This window comes from Flavobacterium sp. (genome assembly GCF_039916025.1).
GTDB lineage: Bacteria > Bacteroidota > Bacteroidia > Flavobacteriales > Flavobacteriaceae > Flavobacterium.
Genome location: NZ_JBDSMB010000146.1, coordinates 1 through 22,429 on the forward strand (window position 1 = coordinate 1; position 22,429 = coordinate 22,429).

Consider the following 22,429-nt stretch of genomic DNA (forward strand, 5'->3'; position numbering starts at 1 on the left):
CCAACAAACCTGAAGAGTCAGCATACTTTTTCAGCGTACGCGTTAATCCCATACGGAAACCCTGCAAATGCGTTCCTCCTTCGTGCGTGTTGATATTATTTACATAAGAAAATATGTTCTCAGAATAACTGGTATTGTAAACCAAAGCCACTTCAACAGGAACTTCTCCTTTTTCGTGCTCCATGCTGATAACATGCGAAATGATGGCTTCTCTACCTTTATCTAAAAATCGAACGAATTCTTTTAATCCTTCTGTTGAATGAAAAACTTCTTTTGTAAATTCCCCTTTATCATTTACATCTCTTCTGTCGGTAAGCGTAATCGTAATTCCTTTGTTCAGGAAAGACAATTCACGCATACGGCCAGCGATAGTATCATATGAATATTCAGTAGTTTGGGTAAAGATGCTGCTATCAGGATAAAATGTTTGAGTAGTACCTCTTTTTTCAGTTTCACCAATCTGCTTCACAGGATACATTGCTTTACCTTTTTCGTACTCCTGCTCGTAAATTTTTCCATCGCGGTAAACTGTAGATCGCATGTGGTTAGATAGTGCATTTACCACTGAAACCCCTACTCCGTGAAGTCCACCTGAAACTTTATACGAATCTTTATCGAATTTTCCTCCTGCTCCAATTTTGGTCATTACAACCTCAAGTGCAGAAACACCTTCTTTTTTATGAATGTCAACCGGAATTCCACGTCCGTTATCTTCTACAGTAACAGAATTATCTTCGTTTATAATAACACTAATTGTGTCACAATAGCCGCCCATCGCTTCATCGATAGAGTTGTCTACTACTTCATAAACCAAGTGGTGCAAACCTCTGACTCCAGTATCTCCAATGTACATGGAAGGACGCATTCTTACGTGCTCCATTCCTTCTAACGCCTGAATACTATCGGCCGAATAACTGTTCTTTTTAATCTCGTCGCTCATATTATTTTATCGTAAAAAATCTATTTTTTGTCTAACGAGCAAATATATAAAAACGCATAGGATTTCCTATTGAAAATTGGGTTTAAAACCTTTAAGTTATTAACATTTTTGACAGGATTTCAACAAAAAAACGTTCGTCAAAATGACGAACGTTTTAACAAACAAACTAATTCCCAAACAAAACTCAAGCTACTACCCTTGAGTTTACTTTTTAAGGCTGTCCTTATCTCTTTAAATTACTTTTCGTACTTTCTCATAGGCATCGTCATGAACGCTTGCCACAGCTCTTCCTGATGGATCATTCATGTTTTTAAATGCTTCATCCCATTCTAATGCGATTTTTGTACTACAAGCTACGCTTGCTTCCTGAGGAACGCATAATGCTGCTGCATCACTTGGAAAATGTTCCGTAAAAATGGAACGATAATAATACTCTTCCTTCGATGTTGGTGTCTGAATCGGGAACTTGTATTTCGCATTCGCTAATTGCTCATCCGAAACTTCAACAGCCACAACTTCTTTCAAAGTATCAATCCAACTATAACCAACGCCATCGCTGAATTGTTCTTTTTGTCTCCACGCAACACTTGCCGGCAACATATCTTCAAATGCTTTACGAAGCACCCATTTTTCCATTCTTTCACCATTAATCATTTTGTCCTGCGGGTTGATTCGCATCGCAACATCCATAAATTCTTTATCCAAAAATGGCACACGTCCTTCAATTCCCCATGCGGCCAAACTTTTGTTAGCACGCAAACAATCATACATGTGCAGTTTGCTTAATTTTCGAACGGTTTCTTCATGAAATTCTCTTGCATTTGGCGCTTTGTGGAAGTATAAATAACCTCCAAAGAGTTCGTCAGAACCTTCGCCGGATAACACCATTTTTATTCCCATTGATTTAATCACTCTTGCCATCAAATACATTGGTGTCGAAGCTCTTATAGTTGTTACATCATACGTTTCAATATTGTAAATCACATCGCGGACAGCATCCAAACCTTCCTGAATCGTGAACTTGATTTCGTGGTGAATAGTTCCTAAATGATTTGCTACTGTTTGTGCCGCAGCTAAATCCGGCGATCCTTCTAAACCAACTGCAAATGAATGCAACTGTGGATACCAGGCATCGACAGTATCTCCGGATTCGATACGTTTTTGCGCATATTTTTTGGCCACAGCCGAAGTAATCGAAGAATCTAAACCACCGGAAAGCAAAACGCCATAAGGAACATCACTCATCAACTGACGGTGAACCGCTGCTTCCAATGCTTTTTTGATTTCAGCAATGCTGGTAGCGTTATCTTTTACAGCATCAAATTCTGTCCATTCTCTTTTGTACCATTGTACAAATTCGCCGTCTTTACTCGACATATAATGTCCAGGTGGAAACAACTCGATTTTAGAGCAATAACCTTCCAAAGCTTTTAATTCGGAAGCCACATAAAAAGTTCCGTTTTGGTCCCAACCAATATATAGCGGAATAATTCCCATATGGTCACGGGCGATGAAATATTCGTCTTTTTCTACATCATAAATCGCAAAGCCAAAAATTCCATTCATCTCATCAAGAAAATGAACGCCTTTTTCTTTGTATAAAGCCAAAATAACTTCGCAGTCACTTTCGGTTTGGAACTGGTATTTGCCTTCAAATTGCTTGCGTAAATCCCTGTGGTTGTATATTTCGCCATTGGCAGCTAAAACCAAACTCTTATCAGCACTGAACAACGGTTGTTTCCCCGAAGCTGGATCAACAATCGCCAATCGCTCGTGAGCAAGGATTGCTTTATCATTACTATAAATCCCGCTCCAGTCCGGACCGCGATGGCGAATGATTTTCGACATTTCCAACACTTTTGGTCTTAAGACTTCTGCTTTCTGTTTTAAATCAAAAGCACATACAATTCCACACATATCATTATTTATTTTGATAAGGCAAAGATGTAATAATAGTTACAAATGAAAAACATAATTAACTATTTAATTATAAATTATAACTAAAAAATAAAATACTATTAAATAATGAAAGTTAAATGTTCAAAAATTGTAGTTTGAGTTAGAAAGTGTTACGAAACGCTTTCAATCGTATAAGGTTTACCATTCATGTCAAATGAAAAATTAGCTTCATTTCCCATCAATTTGCTTCCTAATGGTGATTGTGGCGAAAGCGCAAAAATGGTTTTGTCTTCGATAGCTAATTTGGGCAAAGCTGAACTGATAAAAAGCAACATACCATTGGCCTTAACCAAACTTCCCAAAGCTACTTTTTTATGTGTTTGGGATGCGTCGATTTTGTCGAGGATACTTTTTTGCTCTAAGATTTCTTTTAGTTTATGATTCAGTTTTTCCTGTTCCAGATGCATCATCGAAAGCGCAGTTTCATGTTTGTCTCCGGCCGAACCTTTGGCATCATTCTGCGCATCAATAGTCAAACCCGAAATCATGTCCTGAAAAACATCAATTCGGTCCTGAAGCATTTCTTTATAGCGTTGTAGAACTTTTTGTTTTAATGTCATATTGTAGTTTAACCACTAAGCTCGCTAAGAAGGCACAAAGCACACAAAGAAAAATAGTGTACTTAGTGTAAAAACTTCGTGGTCTTTGTGGTTATGATTTAAAAATCAAATTTATAACTCGCGCCACCTAAAATCTGTAATCCCTGAACAGGGTAATTGAACCATTGCTGGTAATTCTGATTGGCTAAATTGTTTCCTTTTAAGAAGAAAGTCATACGCTCGCTAAATTTATATCCAACATGCGCATTCAAATCGAAATAGCTTTTTAGTGTAATGTTTTCATCTGCCGGGAAAGGCAGCGTTACTGTAGCTTGTCTGAAAATATCTTTTCTTTCACCCACAAAGAACAAACTCGTTCCGGCATACCATTTTGGCGTAATATTCACATCAAGTGTTGAGGCTAGTTTTATTCCAGATAAATTCCATGCTTCTTTTTCGATATCGGTTGAATAACTGCTGAATGTTCCATTGATTCCAAAGGAGACATTTTTTGAGAAATCAGCTTTCAATTCACCAAAGAAACTTATCGTTTTTACTCTGTCATAAACCACTTCAAACGAATTAGCATAAGTATAACCATCAGTATTAGCATTAGAATTGTTATAGATATTGCTTTTAAACAATGCTTTACCTTCTTCGTTTTTATACGAACCACGAATGTTATAACTGATGCTGCTTGCCAATTTCCCTTTTAAACCTGCGTAGATATCAAACTTTTGATCTGTTGGAGCAACGTTAAGCGTTGGAGAAACAAAGAAATTTTCTTGTACAAAATCGCTATAAGAATTCTGGCGTAAAGCTCCTTCGGCACCTGCATAAAAAATCATTAAATCGCCAACAACTTTATAAGCAGCTGTGACTTGCGGATAAATAAAGAATTTGCTTTCTCCGGCTTCCTGCGCAGCGCTATAGAAGAACCCAACGCCAAGGTTCATCGTCAAATCATCTTTGTGGATTTTGATGCTTGGCTGAAATCCAACATTGGTAAAACCATATTTTATGGAAGCTGTTTTGTCAAAATTCTGCTCAAATGAACCACTGATATAATCTACAATAAAATCGGCTTTGATTTTTTGCTCTACAATATCAAATTCCAAAGATGGTTTTGCTACAAAACGATTTTCGGCCGAACCAAAAGCATCCCAGAAACGACTAAATTTTAGAGTGCTTTCTTTCAAGATATTATCCAAACCTAATCTTCCGCCAACATACAAAGTGTGATATGTTTGTCTTTCATCAATTCCTTCAAGTGTTGCGTCTGGCAAAAGACCAGGATAAGTTCCGTACCAATTATATATTTGATGTTTGTAACCCAAATCGGCATTCCATGACATCGCATTTGTTCTGCTTCCATAAGTCAAATCCAAAGAAGTGTTGAACATTTTATCATCCAAAACCACATCTTTTATTCCGCCCTGAGTTGAATTGTGGCGCAGCATTCCACCAAAATAATCGGTATTGCTGACATTTTCGGTAACAAAAAGCTCAGCGTTTACGGTACCAAAATTTCCAGCTGCCAACGTCATGTAGTTGCTGTATATTTTCTCTTCCGGACTCTTATCCACATTTGCCGCTTTTCCTTTAGCTGGAGCAAAAGTAGAAGCTACAGGAAATGAGAAAATATTGTATTTAATGTTCTCTTTTTTTGAAGTATCATCATCATCCAAAGTTGGTGTTTCTTTTACTTTAAAAGCATCAGAAATTGTTGGTGTATATGGTTTCACCACATTTACTACTTCGGTTCCAATGTTATCATCTTTCTTTTGTGCGGTTGTCTTCTGGAAACTTCCCAAAAACAAAACGGCTGCTATAGTATATTGAAATGTCTTTTTCATTTGGTTTTAATTTTGGATAGAAGAATTCGTTTTAGAAATTTCGCCTTTAATCATGTTCAACTCAGTTTGTGCCTCTGCAACAACATCATCGAATTCTTTGAAATTTTTGATAACGCTGTCTAAAATAGAAGTCGCGCTAAAATTGTCTTTCAATTGGTAATAGTTTCTTGCCATTACAATCAAGCCTTTGGCTCCAAAATATTTATAACCCGAATAATCCTTAGCCAATTTTTGAACTGCTTTATTTGAATCTTCATACTTACCATCTTTGTTCTTGAAATAAGCATCATAATACAACGCTTCTGCAGCTAATTCACCTTTGGCAATAGTCAACAATTTAGCATAAGCAACTCTGGCTTTCTGCTCATCATTTACTTTTATCGCAGCACGGGCAACGATAATCTGCGCATCACTTTTTATCTTGTTATCTGTTTTTGGATTTGCCAATACTTTATCAGCATACACAACTGCATTTGCATAATCTTTTTGATCATAATACGCGCGCATCAGATTGGCTTGTGCAAAAGTTACGTTTTGAGGAAAATCGGCTTCCGTTTCTAAACGTTCAAGCACTGGCATTGCTTTCGTATAATCGTCTTTCTTTAAATAAATTTCAGATAGACGCGCTAATGATTGCTCGGTAAATTCGTTTCTTGGTTTGCTGATTACATATTCATAATTTGGAATTGCACTTGCTTCTTTTCCATCTGTATAATAGGATTGCGCTAAATAGAAATTAGCTTTCAAAGCGTGAATTCCATTTGGAAACTGTGAAACATAACCGCTCAAACTCGTGATGGCTTGTTTTGTATTGTTTTGCAAATATTGCTTTTCTGCTGCTTCATAAGTATCGTTATCCAAATCGGCATCAGAAACTTCAACAAAATCCAACGTTCTTACCCAAGCCGCATATTCGTTAACTTTTCCGTTATCCATATACACCAATCTCGCTGTCGAAACCGCTTCTAAAGCTTCCGGCGTTCTTGGATATTTAGCCGCCACTTCTTTGAATTTGGCAATTGCCTGCTCATCTTTTTGAGCATTGTAATAAATCAGACCTTGTCTCAAAATCGCTTTCGACGCAAACGAACCGTTTTTGAATTCGCTCAATAATTGGTCATAAGTCTTGATTGCTAAATCCGTTTTATTTTCAGTAACATAGGTATTTCCTAACTCGAACAAAGCGTCATCGCGATATTTTGAGGTTTTGAATTTTTGCAGAAACAAATTAAAGTCTTCAATTTTCTTATCGTTTTTACCAACAAACCCATAACTCAATGCTTTTTGGAAAGCGGCATAATCGGCATCAATACCTTTCATATCGATGGCTTTATTGTAAGCATCCATTGCTGGCCAATATTTAGCAGTAACGAATCTTGAATCGCCTAATCTTAAATAAGCATCTGTCAAACGCACTTTGTCATCTTTTGGACCATCAACATATTTTTGGAAATAATTCCCAGCTTGGTCGTATTCTTTTTGCTTAAAGTAAGCATAGGCAATATTGTAATTAATGTTCTTGTTTTCGGGAGTATTTTTGGCTTCAGCAGAATCTTCAAATTGTCTGAAGCTTGAAGTAGCATCGCTGAAATTATCTAAAACATATTCTGTTTCGCCTTTCCAGAAAGTAGCACGAGCAGTGATTTTTTCGTTTCGCTGATTGGTAATTGATTTTTTGAACATGCCCAACGCTTCCTGATAATTACCGTCTGTATATAATTCAATTCCTCTGTAAAACAACACTTTTTGATAAGCAACTTTGTTTTCCGGAGTATTGTTTTTTTCCAGTAAAACTAAAGCTGCTTTATAATTTTTGGAAGTAATATAAGAGTTAATCAACAAGGTTTCTATTTCTGCTTTAGCTGGCGAATTTGGATATTTAGCTAAAAACGAAGACAAAACATCAGGAACACTTTGGTAAGAGTTCCCAATTTCATAACTCAATTTTGCATAATTCAAATTGGCATCTTCCTGAATTTTTTTGTCAAAATCCATTTCGGAAGCGCTTTTGAAAGCATTTAATGCTTGTTGCTTTTTATCGGTTTTGAAATAACATTCACCCAAATGATAATAAGCATTCTGCGCTACTGAATCTTTTCCGTCAATGATTTTATTGAATTGTGAAATCGCATTTTCATAATCTTTTTGCATGTAATAGGTGTAACCCAATTGGTAAAAATCGGTGTTGCTCCATTTGCCCTTTTTGCCTTTGTATTCTTTTAGATAAGGCAAAGCTTTGTCGTATTGTTGTAAGTTGAAATAGCTTTCGCCAATGATTTTGTTGAGTTCTGATTTTTCCGAAGCATTGGATTTTGCCATTGCTACATTTCCCGCATCGATGGCTTTTTGAAAATTGCCTTCTTTGAAGGCCATATCTGCCTTGAAATAGGATAATTTCTCTGAATACTTTTCTTCACCTTCGACTTGTTGGAAGTACTTGTTGGCTTTTGTATAATCATTCCCTTCATACGCCATAAAGCCTAAATAATAATTAGCCTGCGTTCCATATTCTTTGGAATTAACCACTTTATTAAAATAATCAGCGGCTGATTTTTTGTCGCCAGCCGTGAAATAAGCATAACCTTTTTGGAAAGTAAATTTTTCAGATTGCTCGTAAGTCAATGCACTTTCATCGACTTTATCAAAATATTGCATTGCCTGCGGGAACTTTCCCTGCTCAAAATAATATTGAGCTACTTCGATGTAAGCTTGGTTTTGCTTTGAACTTGTTGGATAATCCGAAATGAATTTTTCAATAAGTTCATCCGCATTATTCTGATTGAGATGAATAGCGCAAATACCAATGTAATAAGCGCAGTCTGCCTGAACATCCTGTTCTGCATTGTCGAGCTTGACTTTGTCAAACAAGATTTGAGCTGATTGGTATTGTTTGTCCTTAAATAATAAAAGTGCTTTATCAAATTCCGACAATTTGTTGGTATAAGCAGCTGATTGTTGCCCCGAAACATCGGATATACCAGCTATAAAAAATAGAAAAAATAACATTAAAACGTTGCGCATGGTTTGTATTTTAATTTATTCAAAAATATTACTCTATATACCTATAACGTAAAAACCATACGATTTATTATAAACATTCTTTTAAACAATTTTCCACAAAGAGAAAAGAGAAAAGAAAATAGAGCATAGACAGACACTAAAACTTCAAAATCTATATTCTATTCTCTATGTTCTATATTCTTTCTAAAAATAATTTTGAATACAAACGTTATCTTATTACATTTACCCAATAAACGAATTACTCATGTCAGAAACTGTTTTATCTCTAAAAAATGTAACGATTTATCAAGAAAACAAAGTGATTTTATCACAAATAAATCTTGAAGTGAAAGAAGGTGAATTCCTTTATATCATTGGTAAAACCGGAACTGGAAAAAGTAGTTTTATGAAAACGCTTTACGGTGATTTGCAATTAACTGTTGGTTCTGGCAATATTGTTGGTTATGATTTACTGAATCTTAAAGAAGATGATATTCCGTTTTTGAGAAGAAAAATTGGGATTGTTTTTCAGGATTTTCAATTGTTACCGGACAGAAGTGTAAACGAAAACATGCTGTTTGTATTAAAAGCAACCGGCTGGACAGACAAAACTGAAATGCAGGTTAAAATTGATGAAGTCTTGGATCGTGTTGGATTAAGAAGTATTTCGAACAAAATGCCACATCAACTTTCGGGTGGAGAACAACAAAGAGTGGCGATTGCCAGAGCTTTATTGAATGATCCTGAATTAATCTTAGCTGACGAACCAACCGGAAACCTTGACCCACAAACGAGTGCCGAAGTTTTAGGCATTTTGAAAAAAATCAATGACAACGGAAAAACAGTTATCATGGCAACCCATGATTATGCTGTGATTATGAAATTCCCGGCCAAGACATTGAAATGCGAAGACAGCACTATTTTTGAAGTGGTGCAAAAAACGGTTTAAAACGTTTTGTCTCTGATAAACATTTTGCCAAAAGCACTATCATAAAAGGAAAAGTCACTAGGTGAAATCTGTCGCCCTGCCCACATGAAATTCCGGACAATACTATAATATACAGTATAAAGAAACTGATAATCGTCAGTAGATTTGGATTTCTATATCCTTTTAATAAATAGAAAACAGCCAACACAAAACCTAATGAAGTAAACAGTCGATTTTGCCATTTGCTAACATCAAAAAGCAGTTTTTTCCAAAAATTAAAGTAGCTTCTGTTTTTAAAATCTTTGATTTCATCCAAACAACTGTTGCCGCTTACGGTGTTTTCTTTTACATCTGAAAAGTAAGCTTTAACCAAATTCAAAGTATTGAACTGCAATTGATTTTTAAAATCTTCGCCGGCAATTCTTTTTTGATCAATGGCTTCCTGACTAAACAAATAATCCGCACGTGGATTGCCTTTTTGACTGTATTCTTTGCTGTCTTTTATACACACAGCTTTGCTTCCAACATAGGCATAATAAGTAACCGAATCAATGTACGTTATAGTGAAATTTCCAAACTGATACTTCATTCCGACACACTGAATCCCAATCAACAAAAGACTTCCATAAATGAAAATAATGCTTTTAGATTTATAATTTCTTATAATTTCTTTGATAAAATATAACGTAATAACAATGGCTAAAAACTTAGAACCTGGCTTTATCAGCATACTCGACAAAAGCAAAGACAACGATAAAGACAAATACCAAAAATCTTTGGTTTTATAGTATTTCATCAACAGATAAACTGCCAAAACAATAAAGAATTGATAAATGGTTTCGGTTAGCAAATGAAAAACATGAACCGTATTTCCAATTATAAAAACAGCAAAAATGGTAAATACGAAAGCTATTTTGGGTTTAACAAACTCTTTTAAAATTTCAAATAAAAATAAAAAAGAAGCAAACCAGCAGCATGAGTTAACATAAAAACTAAATGCAAAAACACTTTGATCAGAACCACCAAAAAGATACGGAATTCCTGTAATTGCCGCCATTAATATTGGTCTGTAAATATGCCCGTGGAGAAAAACATACAGATTTTTAGCCGATTCCTGGTAGTTATAAGAATCGGAATGCATAACGCCCTGACTGCTCATTTGCGTTATAAAATCAAATACCGAAATCCAAATGATTCCGATTAATAGAATAAAAATGTGGTATTTATATTTTTGCAGAAAAAGCTTCATCAAGGTTTCTCTTTTTTATAAACATGTGGATTTTCCTTGATTCCTTTTTTGAAAATCTTTCGCAATGTCATTCGCAGAAAAGTGTCTAATTGCAATATTAAATCAGAAAGTTTATTCTCAGGGCGACCACGAAAAGAAGTCACATGAAATCTATCAGAATCATTTAAAGGTGACTTAGAAAAATAATAATTAGAAACACAACGGCGATAACCATTATAAGTTACTGGCGATACAGAATGCAATGCATTATTATGCGTTTCCATCACAGCCAATCGATTGAATTTACTATGAATAGTGATTTGCTTATTTTTCAAACCGTTTGGCCAAAGTTCAAGATTTCCACCATTGGTTTCTTCCCAATTTGGTGTGACATAATACAACAAATTCAACACGCGCCACAAATTACGGTCTTTGTCATGCGAATTGTCCAAATGCGGATTCAGAAATTGCTTTTTTCCCATCATCGAAATGCCACCAGCGTATAAATTGTCATCTGGAATTGGATTTTCTATGTTGCAAATTTCACCTATGACTTCCACTATTCTTTTATCCTGAAAAGCATAAATTATTTCCTCCAACAATGGATTGTATAAATTCATTTGAGCCGCAACATACTTGTCTTCGCGCAGACTTTTCTTCAAGACCATTTGTTCCGTTTTTGGAAAAGCATCGTGAATTTGTAGTGCAATATCATTCGGTAGCAAATCATCCAGAAAAAAATAGCCAATGCCCGAATCTGAATTTTGAAATTCAGTCTTTAGCTTTTCCTTTTCGGAAACAAGTCGGTCAAAAATCAGCGTTGCTAATTCTATTCGGTTCATAAGGTTGAAATTATGAAAAAAACATTTTCTTTGTAAATATATTATTTAATTCTGTTTTTCTAAATGATTTCAATTCTAATTCCGACGTACAATTACAACACTTTGCCTTTGGTAGAAGAATTGCATCGTCAGGCAGTTTCGGAAAGCATTGAATTTGAAATTATTGTGGCTGATGATGCTTCGCCAATAAACGAAAACACCGAAATCAATTCGAAAATAAATCAGCTTTCGAACTGTCAATTTGAGCGTAATCAAACCAATCTCGGTCGTGGCCAAAACAGAAATTCATTGGTTCAAAAAGCAAAATATGATTGGGTTTTATTGATGGATTGCGATACTTTCCCAAAAGACAAAAACTTTATCAAAACCTATATTGAAAGCTTAGAAAATCAAAGCGAGAAAGCCATTTTTGGCGGCATTATCTATTACGATGAAAAACCAAAAGAAGACGAAATGCTGCGTTGGATTTTCGGGAAAAGCCGGGAAGAAATCCCTTTGTCTAAAAGACTTGCCAATCCTTTTCACTATGCATTGATTTCAAATATTTTGGTAAAAAAAGAAATACTGCTTTCGCATCCGTTTGCCAACGAAATTTTTAATTATGGTTATGAAGACATTGTTTTTATTTTGGGTTTAAAAAAAGAGCAAATCGCTATCGGTCATATCGAAAATCCGACATATCATCTGAATTTAGAAAAATCGGCAATTTTCCTGGAAAAATTCCACAGTTCATTGCGAAATTTAAAACTGGTTTTGGATAAAAATATAATTCATGCTGAAGATACTGCTTTAACTAAAATATATGTCAAACTGAAACGATTGCATCTAGTAAAAACAGCCGCTTTTGGATTCGGGATTTTTAAAAGTCTTTATACCAAAAATTTGCTTTCTAAAAATCCTTCGCTTTTTATATTTGATGTCTATCGATTGGGTTATTTTTGTCAAATAAATTCTAAATGATGCCTTATTTTTCAATAGTCATACCGGTTTATAATAAAGAAAATTTTGTTGCCAAAACAATAAAAAGTGTTTTAGCTCAAACCTTTACTGACTATGAAATCATCATCGTTAACGACGGCTCAACCGACCAAAGCGAAGCCGGAATTTTAGAGTTTAAAGACAGCCGAATTCAGTATTATTCCAAAAAAAATGAAGGTGTTGCTATGGCACGAAACTTCGGAATTGAGAAAGCAACCACCCAATATATTTGTTTTCTCGATGCTGATGATTTTTGGTTTCCCAGCTTTCTGGAAACGATGCATCGCTTTATTTTAGAACTTCCTGAGCAAAAAGTCTTTGCAGTCGCTATTGAAATCGAAACCAAAAACAAAACACTTCCTGCGCACTATTCAATTCTAAAAAAATCAGATTTTGAAATTGTGAATTTCTTTGATGCCAGCCAAAAAGAATGTGTTTTATGGACATCAAGCGTTTGTATTCACAAAAGTATTTTTGAAAAAGTCGGCACATTCGACACCAAAATAAAACACGGAGAAGACACCGAATTGTGGATTCGAATTGGGTTACAGTTTCCAGTTATTTTTATCCGCAAAATACTGGCGCGCTATGTCTACGATAATTCAAGCGTTTCGCGAAATTCAAATTACTTTTTTGAAACCTATACTTTTGAGAAATATGCTTTGGAAGAAAAGAAAAATCCGGCGCTGAAAAAGTATATGGATTTGAATCGGTTTTCAGCGGTTATAAAATGTAATCTCAATGGAGATTCGAAAACTGCTAAAGAAATTTACGCATCAATTGATTTGAAAAACCTCAGTAGTAAGAAAAGGATATTGATGCAATTGCCTTCAATTGTATTAAAAATGCTGCTAAAATGGAAAGTTTTTTTGACGGATATCGGTTTGGGAACTTCCGTTTTTAGATAATTTGAAATCTTCAAAATCACGGATATAATCTTCTTCCTCAAAAACATCAGAAGCCAAAACCAAACAAACCGAACCTGAAGAAAAGTTCTGCAACTCACGCCAAATGCCGTTAACGATTAACAAGCCAACATTAGGTTTGTTGAGCGTAACCGTTTTATGTTCGTTGCCATCATTCAAAATTACATCAAAACTGCCGCTCAAAGCCACCAATAATTCCTGTTGATTTATATGAGAATGTCCACCACGTTTGGCACCACTTGGAACATCATATAAATAATAAACGCGTTTTATTTCAAATGGAACTGCATTTCCTTCAATCACAGAAAGATTGCCACGCGTGTCGTGAATTTTGGTAATATCGATAGTTATGGCGTCGTGAATTGTTGTCATTATGCTTCTAATAATTGTTTCCATTGTTGCGCAATGGTTGTCAAAGATAAATGTTCTACGCTTTTTTGCGCATTATTTTTACAGGTTTGATATAACTTTTCATCTTCAATCATGGTTTTTATCGCTTCGGATAAAGCATTTTCGTTGTGATTTTCTACCAATAATCCATTAACATTATTCTGGATAATTTCTTTTGGACCGGTTTCACAATCAACTGAAATTACCGGAATTCCAGCTGCCAATGATTCTATTATCGACATCGGAAATCCTTCAAAATAACTTGTCAGAATGGTGCATTTTGCATGTTGGATATAAGGCGTGATATTTTTTTGAAAGGGTAAAACCTGAATCTGATTTTCCAATTGCAATGCTTTGATTTTATCCAAAATAAAATCCTTGCCTGAACCATCGCCAATGATGAGCAATTTGGTACTGTTTTGATAAACTTTTGATTTGGAAAACGAATTTAATAACAAGCTGAAATTTTTAATTTCTTCTTCCAAGCGACCAAAAAATAAAATATATTCTTCAGGAATAGCTTCTGGTTTTTCAGCAACACTTTCGTAAAAAACAATCGGATTATAGATGGTTTTTGTATTGGTGAATTGGTATTTGTCTTTTAGTTGCTTTTCAATTTCGTTTGAAACACAAACCAATTTAGTTGCTTTTCCAAAAATATATTTTGCCCAAAAAACAGAATTCGTCAAATACATTTCAAGGTTGGAACTATGAAAGAAATAATAAACTTTCCGATTTCCATAAATCCATTTTGTGAATAATTCTCTTGCTATTGTTGGTCTGGAACGATTATCAATCACCATTTGAATATCATTTTCAGCAAGATATTTAGCAATGTATTTTCCTTTTTTTACAGCTCTGAAAACACCTTTTTCATCAGCAAATAATTTTCCTAAGTTGACTAACTTTCCTTTTAAATCGTAATCAACATAATCTAAAATAATGATGTGATGGACTTCATAACCCAAGTCGTGCAGCATAAAACTCAACAAACCTGCAAAACGCTCAGCACCGCCGACACCAAGTGAAGCGGAAACTATGGCAATTTTGTTGTTGTTTTTCATTTCTTACTTATATTGCATCAAATATAGTAAGAAATGAAGATTTTACTCATTGGAGAATACAGCAGATTGCACAATTCCTTAAAAGAAGGTTTGCAAAAGCTAGGAAATGATGTGACCATTTTGGGTTTTAAAGATGGTTTCAAAGATTTTTCGGTTGATTTTCCTTTGGAGAAAAAATGGGATTTCGGATTGAGGAAAAAAATTAAACTGGCGCTTTTGGTTGTTACCGGTTTTGATATTTCTTCTTACCTAACCTATCGTCAATTCTGGAAAAAAAGAGAACATTTTAAAGATTTCGATGTTGTTCAGTTGATTAATGAAAATAGTTTTTTTTGTGATTATAACAATGAGAAAAAGATTTTGGAATACATTTTCAAACACAACAAAAAAGCGTTTTTGCTTTCGGCTGGCGATGATTATCCGTATGTAAACTACAACTTTGAACATTCGAAAAACCCATCGGTTGTGCAGCCTTATTTAGCCGGAAAAATTGCTGATAAAGACTTTTCGAATGTTTTAAAATTCAGAACCAAACCTTTTGAAAAATTACATCATTATATCTATAAAAATATCCATGGTGTAATTGCAACCGATGTGGATTATCACATTCCGCTGCAAAATCATCCGAAGTATTTGGGATTGATTCCAAGTCCGATGAACGTTGATAAATTCCCAAAAAAGGAATTAGCAATCGACGAGAGAATTGTGATTTTCCACGGCATCAACAGGGAAAGTTATTTCAAAAAAGGAAATGATTTTTTTGAAAAAGCACTTCAAAAAATAAAGGAAAAATACAACGACAAGGTTGATGTTTATGTCACAGAAAATGTTCCTTATAATGATTATATCAACCGCTACAATCTGGCGCATATTGTTTTGGATCAGTTATATGGCCACGACCAGGGCAGCAATGGATTAGAAGCCATGGCAAAGGGAAAAGCAGTTGTTACCAATGCGAGTGATGTCTTTGAAAAGCACTATAATTTGACTGAAAAAGTAGCCATAAATGGCTTACCTGATGTGGATTATTTGGTAAGCGAATTATCCTTTTTAATTGAAAATCCGGATGCAATAAAAGCGATTGGAAAACGCGCCCGGGCTTTTATAGAAAAGGAACATGATTATGTAAAAATTGCAGAGAAATTTGCTGAAGTTTGGAACAAAACTAACGTTTGACAAACAGTTTTCTGAACATATATAAAACCAATACCAGACAAATAAGATTAGCATAAAAATAAGCTTGTAAAATTCCTTCCACAGCAAACTTCTTCATCAGATAGAACGAAAGCAGAAAATAAGAAATATTAAATGCTATTTCTCCGATAAAATAACGCTTCATCATTGTTTTGACTACAATCTGGAAACCAAAAGCCAACGTGATTATCTTGATGAAATCGCCAGCCAGCTGCCAAATTAATAATTCATTGATACTCGAAAATTCTTCTGTAAAAGCTATTTTAAGAATAAGGCTTTTGGCAAAATAAATTACGATTAGCATCAACAAAAACAAAGGAACAAAGATTTTAAAATAAGATTTCAGTTCCTTTTTGAATTCCTTTTCGGTATGGATTGACGCCAGTTTCGGCATATAATACAATGATAATCCCGAACTAAAAAACATCATATAAAAGCTCGACAATCTATTCACAGCATCCCAGATTCCGGCTTCATGGATAGAATAATTTTTAACGATTTCATTTCGAATAAAAAGCAGTGTTATCGGAACAATAACAGCACTTAACAAAGCCATTCCAGAGAATTTTTTGATGACTTTTACATACTTTTTATTCATTACCTTATGCAGATCAAACTTGAAATAATCGCTGTCCCTTCTAACAAATAAAAAAGTAACCAGGACCATTAAAAGTTCCCCTATTGCAATTGAGAAAAGTCCGCCGGAAATATTTCGTTTCCATATCAATAAAGCGGTAATTCCGAAAATCAGAACATTTGAGATTATTTGAATGATAACGATGCTTTTGTATTTCTCCAGACCGTTATAAATGGCGAGCCAAAAGGTATTTATAACCATAAATGGAAGCAGTAAGCCAAAATATCTTACCGGATTTTCATAGGCATGGGTATAAAATAAAAATTCAGAAATAGGCGCGGCCAGTACAAAAATCAGCACTGCTAATGCACCGGAAATGATTAGAAATATCCAAAAAAAAGTGGAATAAATAACAGAAAGCTCCTTTTTATCTTCTTTGTTTTCGACAAATAACTTGACGATAGAATTGCTGATACCAAGCATTGCAACGGATTTTATCATTAACGCAAAGTTCCTGAAACTTCCCATCAATGCCATACCTGATGTCCCCAGAAAAACGGAAATGATTTTAGAAGAAAAAATGCCCAAAACAAAACTCACCGCAACCGAAATAGAATTCAGTGACAAAACCTTTAGCAGTGTATTTTGTTTGAGTATTTTCAAGCTATAAATTTCGAATTACTTTCGCCGGACTTCCTGCTGCAAAAACGTTAGGCGGAATGTCTTTGGTAACAACTGAACAAGCTCCAATCACAGAATTATCACCAATGGTTACGCCTTTAAAAACAACAGAATTATAATAAATAATAACATTATTCCCAATAGTAATCGGCGCTGATTTGATTTCGCCGGTCATTCTTTTTTCGGGATGAAGATCGTGTCCATCGGTATCAACCAGCATACAATTTATACCAATCATCACATCATTTCCAATATTTATTTTGGAAACCGCCTGAACACTTGCGCCATTTGCCATTACAACGTTATTGCCAAAATTCACTTCACTTTCATCATACATTGACAGAATATAATTATAGCTTGAGTAGTTATAATGTGCGGCACTAACGCCATTTTGAAAATTGCTTCCAAACTTAATTTTTCCTCTTCCGTTTAACAAAAGCGGCATGTATAAGTTTGGTTTTCCTGTTATGCGCTTGCAATCCGAAAGCAATTGATACTTCCAGATTCTCAATGTCACAAATAAGAAATACGTTATTTTAGTAAAAATTCCCATTAATATTGATTTAAAATCTTAATTACATAATCGACTTCATCCATTGTCATTACTGGACTCATTGGCAAACTTAATACTTCTTTATGGATTTTTTCGGTTATTGGAAACGAAAGCGAATTCCAATTAGCAAAAGCTTTTTGTTTGTGTGGCGGAATTGGATAATGAATTACTGTTTCTATATTATTTTGCTTCAAATACGCCTGAAGTGCTTCTCTATCAGCAGTTCTGACAACGAATAAATGAAACACATGATTGTCTGACAAATCCCAGCTTGGAAGTTTTATTCTAACGTTTTTGATTTCAGACAGATATCGTTTAGCAATGCTTCTACGAATGCCATTTTCACTGTGTAAATGCGGTAGTTTTACATTCAAAAAAGCCGCCTGCAATTCGTCTAAACGCGAATTAATGCCAATGAATTCGTTATGATATTTTTCTTCAGAGCCATAATTCCGCAATGCGAAAAGTACTTTAGCCAGAGCATCATCATTGGTTGTAATTGCTCCGGCATCACCCAAAGCTCCAAAATTTTTACTCGGATAAAAACTAAAACCTCTTGTGTGGCTTCCTTTGAATTTTAAACCATGCGATTGAGCCGCATCTTCAATCATCAACAAATTGTATTTGTATCCAATCTCAATTATTTTATTCATATTGGCTAATTGTCCGTACAAATGAACCACCAATATTCCTTTGGTTTTACTGGAAATCTTTGCTTCTATTAAATCCGGATCGATGTTATACGTTTCCAAATCAGGTTCTACTAAAACAGGAACTAAATCTGCCTGAAGAATTGCTAAAATACTGGCTATATATGTATTTGCCGGAACGATGATTTCGTCGCCTTTTTTGAGCAATCCTAATTGAATGTAGCCTTTAAAAATAAGCACTAATGCGTCTAAACCATTTGCAACTCCGATACAATGTTTTGCGTCGCAATAATCAGCAAAATTATTTTCAAATGTTTTGACTTCATCACCCAAAATAAACCAGCCTTTATCTAAAACTAATTTCAATTTTTGCTGAAATTCTTCCTGATATTGCTGATTGATTTTTTGTAAGTCGAGGAATTTAATCATAACATAACGTTTTCTAAAAGATGGTAATCAGAAGTTTTGACTTCATAGTAATTCTGAACGGTTGTTTTTGCCCCGAAACTTTCTTTCCAAAACAATAATCCTTCGTTTATTTTTGTGCCGTTTTCTTCATGCGAGATTCCAAAATCAAAGAAATTTTTATCCTTAAAAACTTCTGCTATCAAATGGTTATAGAGAAAATCCAGACTTCCCAATTCGCTTCTTTGGTCGTTACCTGAAATATATTGTGGATGCGCCACTTTATCATTTATAAAAACCGTAGTTCCGGCAACAATTTTAGTTTCGGAATAAACATTAAAATGACGAATGTTCATTGGGAATTTTTGTTGCAGTTTTTTGATTTCTTCAACTGTGTGAACGGGCTTTGCTTTGTGTCTTTTATCCAAATTCGAAATTAGTATTTCATTCCAAAACAGTTCAAATTTCAGCTCTTCCTTAATCACTAAATTGTTCTTTTCGCCGCGACGGATACTTTCTTTCCTGGTTTTTGCTATATCAAAAGGCTTTGTCAAATCAATCACCGACAGCGCATCTCTGCGTGTCAATTTAGCGTTAGCCAAAAACATTGCATATTCAATTTCTTCAGAGAAAAAAGTGTTGTAAATTGACGGAATTAATTTCAGTTGAAAAGTCGCAATTTCATTTTCATGTAAAAACTCTAAAACAGCTTTCGTTGCCGAAATTGCTTCTCCTAATTTGATTTTATTGTCAAAAACAAAACCTCCATAAGTCAGGCCTTGATGAGAAAAAAGAGTATCCTCTACTCTATTCGCAGGAAGTATTGAAATCAGTTTATCTTCGTCAAAAACCAGCAAAGAAAAATCCTGAAACCTATCGGAATGGTATTCCATAAAATCACGGTGAAAAAGAAATGTCGCATTTTTGGCAGTGCTGATAAAAGCATTCCAAACTGCAAAATCTTCTGAAGAATAGCGCCTGATAGTATAGTTTTTCACATGTAGTTTTTAGACATTGGAAAATTAAACATTTATTTTTAAAAAGTCGTTCTTATCAAAAATTCAATTTTCAAGAATAATTGCTTAATTTTAGCTCTTTAACCATTTTGCTTTGAGATTAAAACGACATTTTTTCCTTTTTATTGTTCTTATTGGTTTCATTTTTAAAACTAATGGACAAGACGTTTCATTGTATAACCAGTTTAATGGTCGTTATGATTTTACTTTCATAGGTAATACTATGAATACTGCGGAAAACAACACTAGTTTTGATTTTGTGACTTCTACTTCTTCTACAGCAACACTTTCTTTAAATCCATCAGATGTTATCGAAAAGGCTTATCTCTATTGGGCCGGAAGTGGTGATGGCGATTTTGAAGTCAATTTGAATTCAGATGTGATAACTCCGGATAGAACCTTTTCACTTTTTAGAGTCTTTGACGATATCACTTTTACTTATTTTAGTGCATTTAAAGATATTACATCTCTTATTCAGGCGACAGGAAATGGCGATTATACGCTCTCCAATTTAGATATTTCGCCATTTGAAGATTTACATTTTCAACGAAAAACCAATTTTGCAGGCTGGGCAATTGTAATTATTTATAAAAACGATGCATTACCGTTGAATCAGGTCAACGTTTATGATGGTTTACAAGGTGTTCCTGATGATTTGACCATTACTTTGAGCAGTTTAAATGTTATTGACGATCTAAATTCCAAAGTCGGTTTTGTTGCCTGGGAAGGCGATTCCGGTTTAGCAACAGAAGAATTCAGAATGAATGGGACATTGTTAAGCAATGCTTTGAATCCTCCGGATAATGTTTTTAATGGGACAAATTCTATAACTGGGAGTTCAGAATTGTACAATATGGATTTGGATATTTATGATATTCAGAATAATATTGCTATCGGCGATACAAGTGCCGAAATTTCACTTACATCTTTTCAGGATTTTGTTATGATCAATACGGTTGTCACCAAACTGAACAGTCAATTGCCAGACGCAACGGTTTCTATTGATTCCATTGAAAAGCAATGTGATTCGAAAACAATCGTGGTAAATTATACCGTTTCAAATTTGAATTCGACTAATCCATTGCCGGCAGCGACTCCAGTTTCAGTTTATGTTGATGGGCAACTAATTCAAACCTTTACAACACCTGTTGAAATTCCTATCGGAGGCTCAATTACTGGTCAAATTACCATTGTTTTGCCTGCCACAATCACATTGGATTTCGGGATGAAATTTGTGGTTGACGATATTGGAGACGGAACTGGAATCGTAACCGAATTAATCGAAAATAATAATACTGCTGTCACAAACGATTCGCTTTGGATTTCACCAACTTTCAATACTTTAGAAAATTTAGTGGCTTGTAACGAAGGTTTCACCCGTGGCACTTTTGACTTTTCTTCCTATGAAGATTTGGTCAGAACAAATCCTGAAGACACAGTTCGTTTTTATGAAACTCTTGATGATGCCACAAATGATGTAAATCCAATCTTAAATATTACAAGTTACCAGGCAATGCCTACACCAAAAGAAATTTTTATTCGTGTTGTTAATGAACATTGCTTTAGCATTACTTCTTTTTTACTGACAACAAGAAATTGCCCACCAACAGTTTACAATTATGTTTCCGTAAATAACGACAACTATAATGAGACTTTTTTTATTGGCGGCCTGCGCGATATTTTCCTGAATTTCAAACTGGAAGTTTACAGCCGTTGGGGAAGATTGCTTTGGACAGGAAACCAAAACACCCAAGATTGGGATGGTTATGTCAAAGATGGTGTTGGAAATAAAAATGCACCTGATGGCACTTATTTTTATTTACTTTTTTTAAATGATATAGATTATCCGCAGCCTTTGCAGGGATTTTTATATCTGAATCATTAATTACATATTCTGTGTGTAATAATTGTAGTCTTTCAAAATGGTTTGAATAAATTCTTTTTTGCTGTCCAAATCATTTTTAATTCCGGTTACCTGTTCAATTTTGCTGGTAAGCCTGTTTAGAATTTCTGAATCTGATTTCTTTACTGCAGCCTGGAAAGTTTCCTTTATAATTCGGGCGTCATTATCAGAAAGTTTAATAACCAATGGATATTTAGGCTTGTATTCTTCCCCAATATCTTCTAAAATCGTATGACTGATATTAATCTTGTTTTTTAATGTGATAACAGCCGTTCCGGCAGAAATATCTCCTAACCGTTGCGTTTTATTATTAACAACCATAGTAATCAAACCAATGATGCCACTTCCAATTGTGATATCAATAAGCCTGAAAAGCCAGCGAATTAAGTAGTCGCCAAACGATGCCTGGTAGCCATCTATTTTCACCACTTTTATTTTTACCAGTTTCTTTCCAAAAGTCTGGCCTTCGAGCAGCAATTCCTGAATTAAAGAATAAAATACTACCGGCAAGGCAAAAATCATGTAAATCGCCATCATTGACCATGGATCCATTCCCTGGATAATAGAATTGAGACCAAACGAGTAGAAAAAAACATAAAATATAATTATGCAATACGCTATTTTAACCAGTAAATCAATGAAATACGCTCCAATTCTTTCGCCAACAGAAGCGGCGGAAAAATTAATAATAACATTTTGCGTAGTATTTATTGATAGTTGTATCATAATTCCTATTTTAGCCTCCATGAGGGAAGTAGCATTCATAAAACAAAACAAACAAAAATGGCTTGACTTTGAAG

The 22,429-nt window shown here is 34.7% G+C and carries 19 protein-coding genes; 5 read left to right on the top strand and 14 right to left on the bottom strand.

Translation table 11 applies throughout. From position 1 onward, the window contains the following. The 5 genes from ABIQ27_RS10965 to ABIQ27_RS10985 form a co-directional block, all read right to left on the bottom strand. The coding region (locus ABIQ27_RS10965) for an ATP-binding protein (protein ID WP_348033941.1) at positions 1-940 on the bottom strand (940 nt) is incomplete at its 3' end. A 231-nt stretch (positions 941-1,171) separates the two neighbouring features. Next, positions 1,172-2,857, bottom strand: a complete 1,686-nt coding sequence (gene asnB, locus ABIQ27_RS10970; RefSeq protein ID WP_348033942.1) for an asparagine synthase B — start codon at positions 2,855-2,857, stop codon at positions 1,172-1,174. A gap of 152 nt (positions 2,858-3,009) precedes the next feature. After that, entirely contained in the window at positions 3,010-3,459 is a 450-nt protein-coding gene (locus tag ABIQ27_RS10975) for a hypothetical protein (protein ID WP_348033943.1), read from the bottom strand. Positions 3,460-3,557: 98 nt separating this feature from the next. After that, entirely contained in the window at positions 3,558-5,294 is a 1,737-nt protein-coding gene (locus ABIQ27_RS10980; protein WP_348033944.1) for a TonB-dependent receptor, read from the bottom strand. A gap of 6 nt (positions 5,295-5,300) precedes the next feature. Beyond that, complete coding sequence (locus ABIQ27_RS10985) at positions 5,301-8,315, bottom strand: tetratricopeptide repeat protein (RefSeq protein WP_348033945.1); 3,015 nt, start codon at positions 8,313-8,315, stop codon at positions 5,301-5,303. Between the two features lie 244 nt (positions 8,316-8,559). On the opposite strand from ABIQ27_RS10985, the gene ABIQ27_RS10990 reads away from it, so the two are divergent. Next, entirely contained in the window at positions 8,560-9,243 is a 684-nt protein-coding gene (locus tag ABIQ27_RS10990) for an ATP-binding cassette domain-containing protein (RefSeq protein ID WP_348033946.1), read from the top strand. Here ABIQ27_RS10990 and ABIQ27_RS10995 read toward each other — a convergent pair. Both ABIQ27_RS10995 and ABIQ27_RS11000 read right to left on the bottom strand, forming a co-directional pair. Then, on the bottom strand, positions 9,212-10,471 hold the full coding sequence (locus ABIQ27_RS10995; RefSeq protein ID WP_348033947.1) for a hypothetical protein: 1,260 nt from the start codon (positions 10,469-10,471) through the stop codon (positions 9,212-9,214). The two genes, ABIQ27_RS10990 and ABIQ27_RS10995, sit on opposite strands and share 32 nt — an antisense overlap. Continuing rightward, positions 10,471-11,292 (bottom strand): 2OG-Fe(II) oxygenase, encoded by an 822-nt coding sequence (locus tag ABIQ27_RS11000; protein WP_348033948.1) that lies wholly within the window; start codon positions 11,290-11,292, stop codon positions 10,471-10,473. Before ABIQ27_RS11000 ends, ABIQ27_RS10995 begins: the two co-directional genes overlap by 1 nt. A 63-nt stretch (positions 11,293-11,355) precedes the next feature. On the opposite strand from ABIQ27_RS11000, the gene ABIQ27_RS11005 reads away from it, so the two are divergent. Next, positions 11,356-12,252, top strand: a complete 897-nt coding sequence (locus ABIQ27_RS11005) for a glycosyltransferase family 2 protein (RefSeq protein WP_348033949.1) — start codon at positions 11,356-11,358, stop codon at positions 12,250-12,252. Continuing rightward, a complete protein-coding gene (locus ABIQ27_RS11010; RefSeq protein WP_348033950.1) occupies positions 12,249-13,178 on the top strand; it encodes a glycosyltransferase family A protein in 930 nt (309 codons plus the stop codon). Before ABIQ27_RS11005 ends, ABIQ27_RS11010 begins: the two co-directional genes overlap by 4 nt. Here ABIQ27_RS11010 and ABIQ27_RS11015 read toward each other — a convergent pair. Further along, positions 13,122-13,592, bottom strand: coding sequence for an FdtA/QdtA family cupin domain-containing protein (locus tag ABIQ27_RS11015; protein WP_348033951.1), 471 nt, complete (start codon positions 13,590-13,592; stop codon positions 13,122-13,124). The two genes, ABIQ27_RS11010 and ABIQ27_RS11015, sit on opposite strands and share 57 nt — an antisense overlap. Beyond that, the gene (locus ABIQ27_RS11020; RefSeq protein WP_348033952.1) at positions 13,568-14,650 is read right to left on the bottom strand and encodes a glycosyltransferase; all 1,083 of its coding nucleotides are present in this window, start codon (positions 14,648-14,650) and stop codon (positions 13,568-13,570) included. The genes ABIQ27_RS11015 and ABIQ27_RS11020 overlap by 25 nt, the downstream gene beginning before the upstream one ends. A 33-nt stretch (positions 14,651-14,683) precedes the next feature. Here ABIQ27_RS11020 and ABIQ27_RS11025 point away from each other — a divergent pair, with 33 nt between their 5' ends. Then, the gene (locus ABIQ27_RS11025) at positions 14,684-15,826 is read left to right on the top strand and encodes a glycosyltransferase (protein ID WP_348033953.1); all 1,143 of its coding nucleotides are present in this window, start codon (positions 14,684-14,686) and stop codon (positions 15,824-15,826) included. Here the strand turns inward: ABIQ27_RS11025 and ABIQ27_RS11030 are convergent. The 4 genes from ABIQ27_RS11030 to ABIQ27_RS11045 are packed head-to-tail and all read right to left on the bottom strand — an operon-like array spanning position 15,816 to position 19,708. Continuing rightward, positions 15,816-17,084, bottom strand: coding sequence for an O-antigen translocase (locus ABIQ27_RS11030; protein WP_348033954.1), 1,269 nt, complete (start codon positions 17,082-17,084; stop codon positions 15,816-15,818). The genes ABIQ27_RS11025 and ABIQ27_RS11030 overlap by 11 nt on opposite strands. 1 nt (position 17,085) lies before the next feature. Then, a complete protein-coding gene (locus tag ABIQ27_RS11035) occupies positions 17,086-17,655 on the bottom strand; it encodes an acyltransferase (protein ID WP_348033955.1) in 570 nt (189 codons plus the stop codon). After that, on the bottom strand, positions 17,655-18,734 hold the full coding sequence (locus ABIQ27_RS11040; RefSeq protein WP_348033956.1) for a DegT/DnrJ/EryC1/StrS family aminotransferase: 1,080 nt from the start codon (positions 18,732-18,734) through the stop codon (positions 17,655-17,657). The genes ABIQ27_RS11035 and ABIQ27_RS11040 overlap by 1 nt, the downstream gene beginning before the upstream one ends. Beyond that, positions 18,731-19,708, bottom strand: coding sequence for a GNAT family N-acetyltransferase (locus ABIQ27_RS11045; protein WP_348033957.1), 978 nt, complete (start codon positions 19,706-19,708; stop codon positions 18,731-18,733). Before ABIQ27_RS11045 ends, ABIQ27_RS11040 begins: the two co-directional genes overlap by 4 nt. Positions 19,709-19,949: 241 nt before the next feature. On the opposite strand from ABIQ27_RS11045, the gene ABIQ27_RS11050 reads away from it, so the two are divergent. Beyond that, positions 19,950-21,611 carry a gliding motility-associated C-terminal domain-containing protein gene (locus tag ABIQ27_RS11050; protein WP_348033958.1) on the top strand — a complete coding sequence of 554 codons (1,662 nt, stop codon included), beginning with the start codon at positions 19,950-19,952 and terminating at the stop codon, positions 21,609-21,611. On the opposite strand, the gene ABIQ27_RS11055 is transcribed toward ABIQ27_RS11050, so the two are convergent. Beyond that, on the bottom strand, positions 21,612-22,355 hold the full coding sequence (locus tag ABIQ27_RS11055; protein ID WP_348033959.1) for an RDD family protein: 744 nt from the start codon (positions 22,353-22,355) through the stop codon (positions 21,612-21,614). Between the last annotated feature and the right edge of the window lie 74 nt (positions 22,356-22,429).

Coding starts and splice junctions, on each gene's coding strand:
- asnB (WP_348033942.1), bottom strand. CDS start 2,857: ATGTGTGGAATTGTATGTGCTTTTGATTTAAAACAGAAAGCAGAAGTC.
- ABIQ27_RS10975 (WP_348033943.1), bottom strand. CDS start 3,459: ATGACATTAAAACAAAAAGTTCTACAACGCTATAAAGAAATGCTTCAG.
- ABIQ27_RS10980 (WP_348033944.1), bottom strand. CDS start 5,294: ATGAAAAAGACATTTCAATATACTATAGCAGCCGTTTTGTTTTTGGGA.
- ABIQ27_RS10985 (WP_348033945.1), bottom strand. CDS start 8,315: ATGCGCAACGTTTTAATGTTATTTTTTCTATTTTTTATAGCTGGTATA.
- ABIQ27_RS10990 (WP_348033946.1), top strand. CDS start 8,560: ATGTCAGAAACTGTTTTATCTCTAAAAAATGTAACGATTTATCAAGAA.
- ABIQ27_RS10995 (WP_348033947.1), bottom strand. CDS start 10,471: ATGAAGCTTTTTCTGCAAAAATATAAATACCACATTTTTATTCTATTA.
- ABIQ27_RS11000 (WP_348033948.1), bottom strand. CDS start 11,292: ATGAACCGAATAGAATTAGCAACGCTGATTTTTGACCGACTTGTTTCC.
- ABIQ27_RS11005 (WP_348033949.1), top strand. CDS start 11,356: ATGATTTCAATTCTAATTCCGACGTACAATTACAACACTTTGCCTTTG.
- ABIQ27_RS11010 (WP_348033950.1), top strand. CDS start 12,249: ATGATGCCTTATTTTTCAATAGTCATACCGGTTTATAATAAAGAAAAT.
- ABIQ27_RS11015 (WP_348033951.1), bottom strand. CDS start 13,592: ATGGAAACAATTATTAGAAGCATAATGACAACAATTCACGACGCCATA.
- ABIQ27_RS11020 (WP_348033952.1), bottom strand. CDS start 14,650: ATGAAAAACAACAACAAAATTGCCATAGTTTCCGCTTCACTTGGTGTC.
- ABIQ27_RS11025 (WP_348033953.1), top strand. CDS start 14,684: ATGAAGATTTTACTCATTGGAGAATACAGCAGATTGCACAATTCCTTA.
- ABIQ27_RS11035 (WP_348033955.1), bottom strand. CDS start 17,655: ATGGGAATTTTTACTAAAATAACGTATTTCTTATTTGTGACATTGAGA.
- ABIQ27_RS11040 (WP_348033956.1), bottom strand. CDS start 18,734: ATGATTAAATTCCTCGACTTACAAAAAATCAATCAGCAATATCAGGAA.
- ABIQ27_RS11050 (WP_348033958.1), top strand. CDS start 19,950: ATGAATACTGCGGAAAACAACACTAGTTTTGATTTTGTGACTTCTACT.
- ABIQ27_RS11055 (WP_348033959.1), bottom strand. CDS start 22,355: ATGATACAACTATCAATAAATACTACGCAAAATGTTATTATTAATTTT.